15 protein-coding genes and 1 pseudogene are annotated in these 13764 nt (G+C 48.9%); 1 reads left to right on the forward strand and 15 read right to left on the reverse strand.

Annotation, left to right across the window (positions count from 1 at the left end; translation table 11 throughout):
- The first annotated feature begins 654 nt into the window (after positions 1-654).
- Entirely contained in the window at positions 655-1557 is a 903-nt protein-coding gene (locus G519_RS0126995) for a LysR family transcriptional regulator (protein ID WP_029197349.1), read from the forward strand.
- 51 nt (positions 1558-1608) lie between these two features.
- Here the strand turns inward: G519_RS0126995 and G519_RS0127000 are convergent, their stop codons facing one another.
- The 15 genes and pseudogenes from G519_RS0127000 to G519_RS44725 all read right to left on the reverse strand — a co-directional run bounded on the left by G519_RS0127000 (position 1609) and on the right by G519_RS44725 (position 13723).
- A complete protein-coding gene (locus G519_RS0127000) occupies positions 1609-2817 on the reverse strand; it encodes a M20 family metallopeptidase (protein ID WP_029197350.1) in 1209 nt (402 codons plus the stop codon).
- Positions 2818-2832: 15 nt separating this feature from the next.
- Entirely contained in the window at positions 2833-3798 is a 966-nt protein-coding gene (locus tag G519_RS0127005; protein ID WP_029197351.1) for an ABC transporter ATP-binding protein, read from the reverse strand.
- Entirely contained in the window at positions 3779-4783 is a 1005-nt protein-coding gene (locus tag G519_RS44720) for an ABC transporter ATP-binding protein (protein ID WP_036633861.1), read from the reverse strand. The genes G519_RS0127005 and G519_RS44720 overlap by 20 nt, the downstream gene beginning before the upstream one ends.
- Positions 4784-4798: 15 nt before the next feature.
- Positions 4799-5704: a nickel transporter permease gene (gene nikC / locus G519_RS0127015; RefSeq protein ID WP_036633864.1), complete on the reverse strand. Its 906-nt coding sequence runs from the start codon at positions 5702-5704 to the stop codon at positions 4799-4801.
- A gap of 16 nt (positions 5705-5720) precedes the next feature.
- Positions 5721-6641 (reverse strand): nickel ABC transporter permease, encoded by a 921-nt coding sequence (gene nikB / locus G519_RS0127020; RefSeq protein ID WP_029197353.1) that lies wholly within the window; start codon positions 6639-6641, stop codon positions 5721-5723.
- Positions 6642-6713: 72 nt separating this feature from the next.
- Positions 6714-8022: pseudogene (locus tag G519_RS52450) on the reverse strand (ABC transporter substrate-binding protein).
- Positions 8019-8252 carry a hypothetical protein gene (locus tag G519_RS50530; RefSeq protein WP_127528084.1) on the reverse strand — a complete coding sequence of 78 codons (234 nt, stop codon included), beginning with the start codon at positions 8250-8252 and terminating at the stop codon, positions 8019-8021. The pseudogene G519_RS52450 and the gene G519_RS50530 overlap by 4 nt, the downstream one beginning before the upstream one ends.
- A 411-nt stretch (positions 8253-8663) precedes the next feature.
- Positions 8664-8942: a DUF2653 family protein gene (locus G519_RS0127040; protein WP_029197356.1), complete on the reverse strand. Its 279-nt coding sequence runs from the start codon at positions 8940-8942 to the stop codon at positions 8664-8666.
- Positions 8943-8947: 5 nt separating this feature from the next.
- Positions 8948-9376 carry a hypothetical protein gene (locus G519_RS0127045; RefSeq protein WP_029197357.1) on the reverse strand — a complete coding sequence of 143 codons (429 nt, stop codon included), beginning with the start codon at positions 9374-9376 and terminating at the stop codon, positions 8948-8950.
- Positions 9377-9513: 137 nt separating this feature from the next.
- A complete protein-coding gene (locus tag G519_RS0127050; RefSeq protein ID WP_029197358.1) occupies positions 9514-10113 on the reverse strand; it encodes a manganese efflux pump in 600 nt (199 codons plus the stop codon).
- Between the two features lie 213 nt (positions 10114-10326).
- On the reverse strand, positions 10327-10623 hold the full coding sequence (locus G519_RS0127055; RefSeq protein WP_036633867.1) for a hypothetical protein: 297 nt from the start codon (positions 10621-10623) through the stop codon (positions 10327-10329).
- A gap of 237 nt (positions 10624-10860) precedes the next feature.
- Positions 10861-11484, reverse strand: coding sequence for an MBL fold metallo-hydrolase (locus G519_RS0127060; protein ID WP_029197360.1), 624 nt, complete (start codon positions 11482-11484; stop codon positions 10861-10863).
- Between the two features lie 11 nt (positions 11485-11495).
- Complete coding sequence (locus G519_RS0127065) at positions 11496-12062, reverse strand: thioredoxin family protein (protein ID WP_029197361.1); 567 nt, start codon at positions 12060-12062, stop codon at positions 11496-11498.
- 78 nt (positions 12063-12140) lie between these two features.
- Positions 12141-12740, reverse strand: coding sequence for a DedA family protein (locus tag G519_RS0127070; protein WP_029197362.1), 600 nt, complete (start codon positions 12738-12740; stop codon positions 12141-12143).
- A gap of 71 nt (positions 12741-12811) precedes the next feature.
- Positions 12812-13723 carry a LysR family transcriptional regulator gene (locus G519_RS44725; RefSeq protein ID WP_036633871.1) on the reverse strand — a complete coding sequence of 304 codons (912 nt, stop codon included), beginning with the start codon at positions 13721-13723 and terminating at the stop codon, positions 12812-12814.
- Positions 13724-13764: the final 41 nt, after the last annotated feature.

Genomic DNA, 13764 nt, shown 5'->3' on the forward strand with positions numbered 1-13764 from the left:
GACACGGTATTTGCGCAGTACTATAGCCTTAAGAAAGCGGAGCCGGCCAAATACGCCGAAAAACGTGCCCTTGCGCTTTACAGCTCGTAAATTGGTGCGGTTGGTCGACTATCTGCTTCGAACCAACCGACTCTACGAACCCAAGGAGGTGACCCGACAACAGAAATGACATAACCTTACTCAACCATTCCACCTATTATTTTGGAAATTAGAAAATATTTCCATATAACCAAAATAGGGTGGGTTTAGTTTCGTGCGGCCTTTTTTAGGCTCACCCCCTAAAAAAGTTACGGTTCTTCAAGATTTTTTCCAATTAAGGTCTTGACATAGTACCGCTGCTCTGAATGTGTCAATATGGTCACTGATCTGCCAACCGAAATACGAAGCGCTCTAGTCCAGAGATCTTGTCACATGCTCAATTAGGAACATCCCTCCCTTAGAAACTTCAAGATTGCAGACATTTCTTCAATCACTTTAGTCACTGTCTCAAATCTCTAGATGCCTACTTCCATTTTTAACCATGAGCTTCACTCTTCTCAAGTGGAAATATGTATGATGAGGGGGATAATATACTCTTCAAAAGCATCCAAGTGAGCCATAGACACCCGTATTTGTTATAATACTTGTATTCGCTTTCTCAAGGAGATGAGTACGTTGAACGAACAAGATTGGTCCCTGCTGGATTCCATTTACGAAGAACAGAATATAACCAAAGCGGCCGAGCGTCTATTTATCTCCCAACCAGCCTTGACCTACCGCCTGCAGCAGATAGAGCAGGAATTCGGTATCAAGGTGTTTAACCGGACCGGGAAAAAGATAACCTTCACACTGGAAGGCGAACATCTCATCCATTACGCAAAGAAGATGCTTCTGGAGCTGCGCCGTACGAAGGATTATCTCGCCAATCTGCATGCTCATGAGGTGCGAGGTACATTGCGGATTGGTGCATCGAGCAATTTTTCCTTATATAAGCTGCCGGCTATTCTGAAGCATTTCGTTGAACTTTATCCGAACGTCCAAATCCATCTGAATACCGGGCTCAGCTCCGATATTTTTCGGTTGCTGCAGAACGATGAGGTCCAAATCGCGTTCATTCGCGGCGATTATCAATGGATTGAGGAGAAATATTTGATTAACGAGGAACGGATCTGTGTGATTTCGAAGCACCCAATTGAACTGGAGGAGCTGCCTAAGCTGCCCCGCATCCATTACCAGATCGGCGCCGTCAAATCGAAGATCAAATTCAAGACGGACCCTTTCTTAAGTAAATCGATCGACACCTGGTGGCAAGAACAGTTCAGATCACCTCCACAAATGACGATGCAAGTCGACAGCGTGGAAACGTGCAAGGAGCTAGTGAAGCACGGATTAGGCTATGCCATTATCCCGCGGATATGTCTGACGAAAGAGGACGATCTCCACACCATCGACTTAACCCGGAATGACGGTCAATTTCTTCTGCGCAAAACATGGATGATCTATCGGGAGTCTGCCATGGAGCTCGCATCGTTGAATCAGTTCGTCAATGATGTGAAATCATGCTTTCCCCAAACATAAAAGACCGAAGGACAACTGCTCGCGCAGCCTGAACTTCGGTCTTCTTTTGTATTATGAAATTTTAGCAGCTGAGCCCGGTTGAGTAGACTCCGCCTTTGCTTGGCGGAACTCTTCTTTCAGCTGCACGAAAAGCTGGGGATCGGCGAGCAGATCGTAGCATGCGCCGGCAACGGCCTTCGCCGCAACCGATAGCGCCGCATGGCCGGATTCGCTCGTTCCCGCTTCCACCCATTCCTTCGTATGGCTCGACGTCCCGAAAGGGACGAACGATACACGCAGGCAGGCGCCGGGTACCCGGTAAGTCACGGTGCTGAAATCGGTCGAGCCGGTGTTCTGCCTTGGAGGCGTGATGTTCTGGGCGCCCGCTTGCTCAGCGTTATCAAGCATGATTGCGTTCAGGCTCGGCACGTTGATTTTGTTATCCAGCACCTTCAGCTCGTTGATCGTTAGCTGCGCGCCTGTCGCCAGCGCCGCCCCCCGCGCAACATTATATACGCGTTCCACGACAGCGTTGAGGTAGGTGCGGTCCGCAGCACGGATATAGAACTGAGCCACGGCGCGGTCCGGTACCACGTTCGCAGCTTTGCCTCCGTCGGTGATAACACCGTGGATGCGGACGTCTGTGCGCACGTGCTCACGCAAGTATTCGATGCCATTGAATGTCATCAGCACCGCGTCAAGCGCGCTGATGCCCTGATCCGGCGCGACCGCCGCATGGGCCGCCTTTCCGTCGAACACGAAGTCGACCAAGTTTAGCGCAAGTGACTTACCGTCGACCGTCGTCCGGTCTCCGCCGTGCATCATCAACGCAACGTCGAGATGGTCGAAGAGTCCCTCCTGTGCCATCGGCAGCTTGGCGCTCGTCGTCTCCTCTGCAGGCGTGCCGAACACCTGAAGCGTGACCGGATAATCACCCAAATGCCTCGACAATGCGATGGCGGCGCCTGTAATGGACGCGGCCTGAAGATTGTGGCCGCAGCCGTGGCCAAGCCCTTCGAGCGCATCATATTCGCACAGCAGCCCGATGACCGGACCACCCTCCCCATTCTTGTATGTTGCGGTAAAAGCGGTATCCAGCCCGATAATACCTGATTCGACTTGAAAGCCGTTCTCGGCTAACGTCCTTGTCAGCAGCGCGGAGGCTTGGTACTCCTGGTTGCCTAGCTCAGGGTGGTCATGGATAAAGTCGTTGATGTCGATCATCTTCTGATGCAGGACGTCGACTTCCTCGTAAAGTCGCTGCTTTCCATTGTTAATCATGTAGCTCCCCCAATACTAGCCGTACAAGTGACAGGCGATATAGTGTCCGTCTCGTTCTTGCAGAACGGGACGCTCGGTGTGGCAGATGTCCATGCAGGAGGCGCATCTCGGATGAAATGCGCAGCCGGCCGGCGGATTTGCGGGACTCGGCACATCTCCTTTTAAGACAATGCGCTCCTTTTTGTCCAAGGGGTCCGGACTCGGAACCGCGGACATGAGCGCCTGTGTGTACGGATGCAGCGGCGTATCGAATAAACGGTTCTTATCGGCTAACTCGACAATATTTCCTAAATACATAACCCCGACGCGATCGCTTATATGCTTCACCACGCTAAGATCATGCGCGATGAACAGATACGTTAAGCCGAACTGTTCCTGCAGATCCTGCAGCAGATTGATGATCTGCGACTGAATCGACACGTCCAGCGCGGAAACCGGCTCATCGGCCACGATGAGCTTAGGATTAGATGCCAAGGCGCGGGCAATCCCGATCCGTTGGCGCTGGCCTCCGCTAAACTCGTGCGCGTATCGCTTGGCATGGTAGCCGCTCAAGCCTACCACCTCCAGCAGCTCCTCCACCCGTTTTTCTTTCTCCTTGCCCGTGCACAGCCTATGAATCTCCATTGGCTCGGCAATGATTTCGCCAACCGTCAGACGTGGGTCCAATGAGGCATACGGATCCTGGAATACGATCTGCAGCTCCTTACGCAGCGGTCGCAGCTTGCTCGGCTTCATCCCGACCAAATTGCGACCTTCATATAGGACTTCACCCTCCGTCGGCTCGATCAATTGCAGCAGCGTGCGTCCCGTCGTTGACTTGCCGCAGCCGCTTTCTCCTACCAATCCAAGCGTTTCTCCCTTGTATAGCGTCAAGCTAATGCCGTCCACGGCTTTCACGTGGCCGACCGTGCGGCCTAACCATCCTTTTTTTATCGGAAAATGTTTCTTCAGGTTGCGCACTTCAATAAGCGGCTGTTTCATGACCATGCGCAGCTCCTTTCTCGCTCGGCTGATGGAGCCAGCATCGACTGTAATGTCCCTTATCAAGCTCAAACAATTCCGGCACACTTGACCGGCAAAGGTCAGTCGCATGCTCACATCTCGGAGCGAATGTGCATCCGCCTCGCAGGCTGCCCGGAATCGGTACATTGCCTTTGATGGAGTACAGCCGTTTCTCCTGACCATGCAGGCGCGGAATGGACTTCATCAGCCCTTGTGTATAAGGGTGCGCCGGCTTCGCAAACAACGTGAGCACGTCAGCTTCCTCCACGACTTTACCGGCGTACATGACAATGACTCGGTCACACATTTCCGCCACGACACCTAAGTCATGCGTGATCATCAAGATAGCCGTATTGTGCTCGGCATTCAACTCGCGCATCAAGTCGAGAATTTGCGCTTGGATCGTCACGTCGAGCGCGGTCGTAGGCTCGTCAGCGATCAGCAGCTTCGGGCTGCATGACATCGCCATTGCAATCATGACACGCTGCCGCATGCCGCCAGATAACCGGTGTGGAAACTCATCTGCGATTTGCTCCGGCCGTGGAATACCGACCAGCTTGAGCATGTCGACTGCGCGTTCTTTTGCCTTCTTCTTATCGTATTTCAAGTGGATCCTTAGCGACTCGGCAATTTGATGCCCGACGGTAAAAACCGGGTTAAGCGACGTCATCGGCTCTTGAAAAATCATAGCCATCTCATTGCCACGAATCTCCCTCATCTTGTTCTCCGGCAGCGTTAGCAGGTCCCGCCCATCGAACGTGACTGAGCCCTCGACGATCTTCCCTGGTGTTAATCGCATCGCGGTCAGCGATGTGACGCTTTTACCGCAGCCGGATTCACCGACGATGCCAACCGTTTCGCCTTCGCGCACCGTGATGTCCACGCCATCCACAGCAGGAACCACACCTTCGTCCGTATAAAAGTATGTTTTGAGACCTTTAATTTCCAGCAAATTGTTACTCATGTTCTCACACCTCCTCTACACTTTCATCTTCGGGTCGAGGGCGTCCCGAAGCCCATCGCCTAACATATTGAAGCCGAGCACCATGAACATGATAGCCAGTCCCGGTACTGTGCACACATGGGGAGAGGTCCGCAAATACTCCCGACCCGTACTTAGCATCGCGCCCCATTCCGGTGTCGGCGGCTGCGCACCCATCCCGAGGAAGCTGAGCCCGGATGCTGTTAGAATCGCCGTCGCCATCCGCAGCGTGGATAATACGATAATGGGTGCAATGGTGTTCGGAATTAAATGTTTAAAAATAATCCGTGCATGCGTACCGCCCATTGCCTTCGTTGCCTCAATAAATTCCCTATGTTTGACCGAAATGACGGCACTTCGCGAAATGCGCGCAAACGTTGGTACGGAGAAAATGCCGATCGCAATCATCAAATTGACCATTCCCGGCCCGAGTACGCTGACAATGGCAAGCGCAAGCAGAAAGCTCGGGAACGCCATGAAAATATCAATAATCCGCATGATCACGGCGTCCAACACCCCACCAAAGTAACCAGCGAGCGTACCAAGCGCTACACCAAACACAACAGCGATGAGCACTCCAACGAGGCCAATCATGAGCGAGATGCGGGCGCCGTACATGATGCGCGACAGCACGTCGCGCCCGAATTCGTCGGTACCGAAAAGATGGTGTGCGTTCGGACTCTCCAACATGATCTGCATGTTCTGCTTCGCCGGATCGAATGGGGCAAGCAGCGGTGCGAACAACGCCACCAGAATGAACAGCACGACCATGCCGAGTCCGACTAAGGCGCGCTTGTTTCGTTTGAACCGCCCGAGCTTCTGTTTCCACGGGGATCGCCCGGTATAGGCGGCCTGACCGGTCGTAACCGACTCCACCGGCGTAATCACGGCTTCCGTACGCATGGTGACTTTCCCCTCTCTACTCATATTTTACCCTCGGGTCGAGCAGCCCGTAGGACAGATCTACGATCAAATTCACAAGCACGAACAAGGTCGCCACAAAAAGCACACACCCTTGAATAGCCGGATAATCACGGAATTGGATCGATTGAATGATGAATCGTCCTAGTCCGTTCATCGAGAAGACCGTCTCCGTCAGCACTGCTCCTCCTAGCAAGTGGCCGAACTCCAAACCAATCACAGTCACGATCGGGATTGCCGCATTCGCAAGCGTATGTTTGTAAACGACCATCTGCTCCTTGACCCCTTTGGCGCGCGCCGTCCGGACGAAATCCTGATTCGTCACCTCGAGCATGCTGGACCTCGTCAAACGAGCCAAGATAGCCGAAGAAGACAGGCCGAGCGTAACGGCAGGGAGAATGAAATACTTTATTCCGTCATTGCCGCCGGAAGGCAGCCAGTGCAGGTAATAGGAGAAAATAAGAATCAGCATAATGCCTAGCCAAAAGACCGGCATCGAGATGCCGAACAATGAAATCATCATCGTTGAATTGTCCGCCAAGCTATTCGGCTTCGTTGCCGAGAAGATTCCGGCGAACAAGCCGAACACGATCATCAGAAGAACGGCAAATACCGTCAGCTTGATGGTGATCGGAAACCGTGTTTTAATCTCTTCCATCACGGGACGATTCGAACGTATAGACTTACCGAGGTCACCCTGCACAAGATGAGCCACATAGTTCCCGTACTGCTGATACAGCGGTTGATTCAAGCCGAGTCGATCACGCATCATCTCGACATCCTTCTCGGAAGCCTGTTGACCGGCCATCATCCGGGCTGGATCGCCCGGAACGGCATGAATGAGGATAAACGACAGAATCGACACGCCAATCAGCGTCGGAATCATTTGTAATAGACGTTTGAGGATGTAACCGAACACGTTGGTGCCTCCTGACTACTTTCTTATATTTGAAAAGAGGGATGGATCCCCCATCTCCTCTCTCCAGCTTCATTATTTCTTAACTGCAGTACGTAAGTCCACGAGTTCGGTATTGAGGCTTGTGACGCCCTCTACGTTCTTGCGGACCCCAACCGGCTGCTTCATCTCCACAAGGAAAATCCATGGCGCTTGATCCTTAATCGCTTTGAGTGTGTCGGCATAAATTTTCTTACGCTCGTCGTTATTGACGGTTTTCATGCCTTTATCAAGAAGATCGTCAATCGTTTTGTTGGAGAAAACGGTATAGTTGTTCGTGCCATTTGTCATGAATAGAGGACGCAGTCCTCCGTCTGCATCGTTTGACGGAACGGCCCAGCTGACAAGGAACAGCTCCAGTCCGGAGTTAGGATCGCGGTAGGCTTTCGTGTAAGCGCCCCACTCCCACTTCTGAAACTCAACCTTCAGTCCGACTGCTTCCAGGTTTGCCTGCACAAACTCGGCAATTTGACGGTCCATCAAGTAGCGGCCTTCCGGCGTCCATAGCTTGATCGTGGTGCCCGGCTTCACACCCGCTTCCGTGAGTAGACTCTTCGCCTTCTCAGGATCGTACGCCTGCCGGCGAATAGCCGGACGTCCGTTCCGAAATCGCGGATTGGGACACCTGCGCCTGCCCGAGCAAAATCTTTTTCACAATCGTATCTTTATCCACTGCGTAATTTAGTGCTTGGCGAACTTTCACATCGTTGAAAGGAGCCTTCTGAGTATTGATACCGATGTACAGGTTCCGGTTGCTCGGATATGTGGTAACGGTCAGCTTGTTATCGCCTTTCAGCCGTTCGATATCGGTAGCCGGTACCGGTGCAATCACGTCCGCTTCGCCGGTTTCGAGCATAAGGGCGCGCGCTGCGTTTTCTTTCACCGCTTTGATCGTGATCGACTTCAGTTTCGGCTTCTCACCCCAGTAGTCGGTATTCGCTGTAAGCACGACTTTGTCGCCGGACACCCACTCTTTGAACTGGTATGGGCCGGAGCCGACAGGTGACTTGCTGAAGTTCTCACCTTTCTCCTTCGCAGCCTTCGCATTCACAATCGCACCAGACGGGTGAGCGAAGTTAGCGAGCGCCGGAGCGTAGGGGAATTTCAGCTGGAACGTCACTTGATACTCACTGTCCACGACCACTTTATCTACGAATTCGGTATAAAGGGCGAATCTGCCGAGCTTGTTGTCTTTGTTCATAATGCGGTCAAAGCTGGCTTTCACCGCATCCGCGTTAAGCGAGGCGCCATCGTGGAACTTTGCTCCTTGGTTCAACGTGAACGTGACCTTCAGGCCATCATCGAATGTCTTCCACTCTTTGGCCAATTGCGGCACGAGCTTCATGTCCTTGTCGAAGGTGACGAGTTTGTCGTACACATAAGTTCCGTCGCGTCGTACGAGATCCCGTCCGTTGCATCCTGCGGATCCAAGCTTACAGGCTCGGATCCAAGTGCCATAACGAGATCCTGGGGCTCTCCCGTACCAGAGTCTTTAGGACCCGATTGAGACGAGCTAGAGCATGCGGATAACACCAATCCAAAGCAAAGCATGACGATAATTGATATGTGTTTCAATGAAATTCCCCCTATTTCCTCAGTGTAAAGCGCTTACATCAGATGAGCGTTCTTTTTACTAATTGTAAAAGCACACCCGTTCAAAAGTACAATCTATAAATTTTATGGATTTCTATAAATTTTTCTATCATGTGCTTCTGGCGTGACAAACAACTTTCAAGGATGCCACCTCCAACAGAACACTCTAGGCTATTTAGTGAATATAAGCAATAACTCGTATACTCGAAGCCTGACGGCATTAACAAATTGAGGAAGGGGAGTGTATGGAGGTGAAAAGGGGAATCGGTCTCGGGAAGAATTGGAGGGAGTTTCATGTCATAAAAATAACGACAAGAAAATCCCCCATAAAGCAAAAAACCTTGATTTTAACAAGGTTCTTTTGTGAGGATTTTCTTGTCGCTAGACTATAGATTAGACCGCTATTTCAGCGATGATCTCTTCATCCAAAGATAATTGGATTTGATCCCAAAAAACTCGCATCTGGTACTGATTGAACAAATATTGCACGATGGCTTCAAGCAGATTCCCTTGCGTGAGGATTTGACTGCGACCTTCGGCGAATATTTCGGCCGAGAAGCCTAAGTCCTCGTCCCACATCAGCTCAACATCAACATCATTTGGCTTGAGACGTTTGCGTTCCGCCATATACAAGCAAATCGCATTAACGATTTCTTGTTCCGTTAATCGCATGCTTCTTACCTCTCCTGATCCTGATTCAACTTCCTTCTTTGTCTAAAGAAAGAAACGACCTTCATAATAACAGCTACCAAGGCAACAATGGCAAGTACGTTCACTAATAATCCAAGTATATTGCCAAGTGCTCCCATGCCTCCAAATAAGCCTCCGAACAACAGACCCGCCATTCCCCCAATGAGCAACCCTTTCATTAAACCCCCGCTGAAAAATCCGGGCTTTGTTGCTGGCGATGCAGTGCCGGGCGTTTTTGACGTCGAATTACTAGGTTCGTTTTTAGAAACGTTATTTGAAGGCGCTTTTTGTTGATTTGTCGGTGTGTAGCTTTTGCGCGGCGCTTTATAAGAAGATTTCGCTTCTACCAGCGTTGGCACGGTAAAGGAAAAAACCAACATACTTGCCATAATCAGCATTACAAATTTTTTGAACATCGTGTCATGACCCTCCTGGTGTATAGTTAATATGAAAGTTTTAGCACTTTCGTCCCATTCTATACGTTTCACCTGAGATTTGGTTTCAGAAGTGCCGCAACCAGGAGTCATTCTCAACTAATTCTTTGACATAAAGGTTAAACGAAAATTTCATAAAAGCCAATGACAATCAATAGAAGACATCCCATCAGTTCTGAATATTTCCCAAACCAAGATTTCGCTATCTGACTGCCCAACCGAACGCCAATGTCTACTGTTAAAAGTGAAAATATACCGACTGAAAGGGCCGAAAACAACGGAGAAACTCCGCTGACGCCAGCAGCCAAACCGCTCGCCATACAGTTGACTGACAATGCAAATCCTAACGAAATCGATTCACCCCATGATATGATGTGATTCCCGTCTTTATCTGATCTTTCAGCCATACGTGTCATTTGTTCACCTAATTCGGCATCAGAAACCAACTTTCTGCGCTTTTTTAAACTTGAACGAAGCCCCCAGGCACCAATGAAGACAACAACAAAACCTCCGATCAGATTACCCCAGGATGGGGAGATCAGATGAGACAAGTATATACCTGCTGACATGGCCAAATATGTCGCAGCCAATGATAACAAGGCAATTAGCAGATTTGACAATAGCGGTACTTTGGTTGAACGCGCCCCAAATGATAAGCCGATTCCTAAATTATCTAAATTTGCAGCAATTCCGATGGCTATGATTGAAAACCAATGCATCTCTCCGCCCCCTAGATTGATCTGTCATTTTACTATATGCGCGAAGAGCCCAGAGGGAACTTTTGGCTGAAAGCAACTCTATAAGTATACCAACTTTCAAAATAGCCTGCTAATGGCAAATTTCGCGGATCGTTGGATTGGCAACAAAAAAAAGTAATCCACTCCGGTCGAAAGTCCCTGAGTTGGATTACTTTTCTATTGACGATCAGCGAATTAATACTTACAAATTCCACGAGTAATAATCACAAGCAAAATGAACAGAACGAGAATAATTCCTACTGAGTTATAGTTATAAGAGCAAACTTTGGCTACAGGCTGCACAGCAACCGGTTTAGGGAAAACAAACGATGTTTGTTGGTAAGATGCGTGCAAATGAATATCATTGTGTACCGGGCTTTGCATAATTGGAGCTGGCATCGGCATCGGCATCGGCATCGGCATTGGAGCTGGCATTGGAGTTGGCATCGGCATCGGAGCCATCGGGTACGTTGGAGCTTTAACATGTTCCATGAAAGAGCACCTCCTCATAGTTTTCCTTAGGGAAAACTTTCATTATAAATTTAACGGTTTTAAACTGCTTTGTTTTGCTTAGGTTGGGTGAATAGCTTACAACATCAGTCTATGGGGGTGCACCTACCTTGAACACGGTAAACACCCAGATCCAAATAAAATGGTTGGGTGTCATGGACGAACGAGCATACATGCGTAAAAAAAGACTGCTCCATTAGCGGAACAGTCCTCTCCTATTTACACATAAGGATTATTATCTTTTTCGAAGCCAATTGTTGTTTTGGCGCCATGTCCGGGATACACAATGACGTCATCATCGAGTAGAAACAGTTTATCTTGGATGGAATCCAGCAGCACGTTGTTATCCCCACCGAGAAGGTCTGTTCGACCTACCGATAGTTTGAACAGCACATCTCCACTGAACAGGTGCTTCTCGTATAAGAAGCTCACACTTCCCGGTGAATGACCTGGGGTATGGAATACCTTAAGCTTAATGCCAAGAAACTCGAGCGTTTGCCCTTCGTCTAGCGCATATTCAGCCGGTTCCGTTTCAATCGGAGCACCGAGATCAGGCCAGCGAGCTGAGCCGTTTTTCTTCGGATTGGTCAGCCAATCGGCTTCTAGATCGTGAATATACACAGGGCAGCGTTTGAGCTTACGGATCTCATCGACACCGCCGATATGGTCAAAATGAGCATGCGTGAGGAGAATCGCAACGATATCCAAATCGGCAATCTTTTTGATAAGTGATTTAGGATTCATGCCAGGATCTATGATAATGCCTTTTTTCGTTTCTGGATCCGATAATAAATACGCGTTCGTACTTACCGGTCCTAGAACAAATGATTCAATTTTAATCATATGTATTCACCTTAGAACGACTCGATTAATTCACGAAGTTCCTTCACAATAACAGCATGATATCCGTTACCTTCACCATATTGACGGCCCATTTCGGCTCTAGCTATTTGAATTTTTTCGTTATAATCTGCCGCTTCACGATCTGGATTTTCTTTTTTGAATTGGTTCATGACAGCTTGCACGTGTTTCGGACGCGGACCCCATTGTCCCAACACAAAACCGCCTGTATCTGTAAAAATAACAATCGGAATCGCACGACCGCCACCCGTTAGGAACTGGTCAATTACGTCGTAATTTTGTTCAATAATAAGCACTTCCGTCGGAATACCACTGTTCTCCAGCGCTTTGAACACGACAGGTACGTTGCGAACTACGTCGCCGCACCAGTCCGCAGCAACGATCAGACAGCGCAGATCATCCCGGTTGTTTAGAGAATCAAAATACTCCTTATCCTCTTCGTTATCCCATTCAAATCCGTTGTAATAAGCTAAAAATTGCTCTTGATTTTTCTCCATGCTGTCAATGAACTGCTGCGGCTTTAAGCCTGTGCGCAGCTTGTTTGCAAGATTCTTACTCATCGCTGATCATCCTTTCTTATCGTCATTCGTTTCTTTTATTGTAGCAAATTGCAAGCAAAAGCTCCAAATCTTTACGGCTTATATCTTCGCTTTTCTTTTCAAAATTAATTGGTAGCCCACATATAAAAGAGTTAAGATAACAGCCGCGATAATTAATGGCTTAATATACGGTCCTGCCATTTGATTAATCGCTTGCCAGTTATCTTTGAGCTTCATGCCCAAGTAGACATAAAGAATGGAATATGGAATTAAAGCTAGTCCTGTATAGAGTGTAAACTTGCCTAGCGGCATTTTGGCCATACCGCCAGGAAGCGATATCGCATGACGAACAATGGGAATGAATCTGGCTGTGAAGATCATACCTGTTCCATATCGGTTAAACCAAGATTCTGCAACATCAATGTGATGCTTGCTGATAAGCAAAAATTTACCGTACTTCTCAAGGAAGGGTCTGCCACCGTAACGTCCGATCCAATAGAGCACCACTTGGGCTAAGGTACCGCCGATTACTGCGCAAATAATTGCACCAATGAAATTAATTTCACCTTTTGATACCAGATAGCCTGCATAAGCCAAGAGCAGTTCGTTAGGGATAACTTCCAGCATTAATCCGAGGAAAATCCCCCAGTACCCAAGCCCTTCCAAATAAAGCAATACATTGTGAATCATCTCACTCATTCTTGAAACCTCTCTCCACTTAGAATATCCGTTTCTAGTCTATAAAACATTCTATCACAGACGGGCTCTAATCAACCAGTTTCACGCTCTTTTTGCGCTAAAAAGCAGGAAATAATGTGCTCCTTGCAGGCTTGTACGGGTGCACTTAAATCTTTACCTGAACGATGAATGAGCCCATGCTCCAGCAAAATGGTTTTCTCCTGTTGCAGTCTCAACAGTTTGCCCGATTGAAGCTCTTCCTTGACGGATGTTAACGGCATCAAGGACAGACCCATTCCAAACATCATGGTCTGCTTGATCATTTCCGTACTGTCGAACTCCATGGCTGTAAAGCTCGATAACCCTTTGTCTGCTAAGACCTGAGAGGCCATCGTTTGGTATATGCAGCGGCTTCCAAATCCGATTACTTTGGTATCCGCTATCGCTTCCCAACCCTCGTTCTCCATACGATTTACCAATGCAGGAGCCCCTACCCATACCAATTCATCTTTGATAAGAGGAATATAAGTAAGATTGTTAGCCTTCGGGTCACGAGGAACAATACCAAGGTCTATGCGGTACGCAGACACTTCTTGGATAATATCGCGTTGAAAGCCGGTTTCCAGCTGCAATTGAATCTGAGGATATTGTTCAAATATGGAAGGCAGCAGCTGCGGGAGATGCGGCACGCAGAACGATTCAAGCGCTCGGAGCCGCACCACTCCTTTGGGTTCATGCAGTCCGGTTAATTTATCTTGAAGGGATTCGCCAAGCTGCAGGTAACGATACGCATAGGGAGCAACTTCTCTGCCCGCGTCTGTTAATTCTACACCTCGGGGCAAACGTTTAAACAGAGCTTGACCCAAGGTTTGCTCAAGCTGATGAATATGCATGGTAACCGTTGATTGCACGTATCCGAGCTTGAGGGCTGCCTTGCTGAAGCTTTTTTCCTCCATCACCGTGATGAAGGTTTTCATGCTGCGCCCGTCCATATGTTCAAGCATCCTCTACACCACCTCAACATATCGAATTTTCGAATATCTAA

Origin of the sequence: Paenibacillus alginolyticus DSM 5050 = NBRC 15375 (assembly GCF_000422905.1) — a bacterium.
Classification (GTDB): Bacteria; Bacillota; Bacilli; order Paenibacillales; family NBRC-103111; genus Paenibacillus_E; species Paenibacillus_E alginolyticus.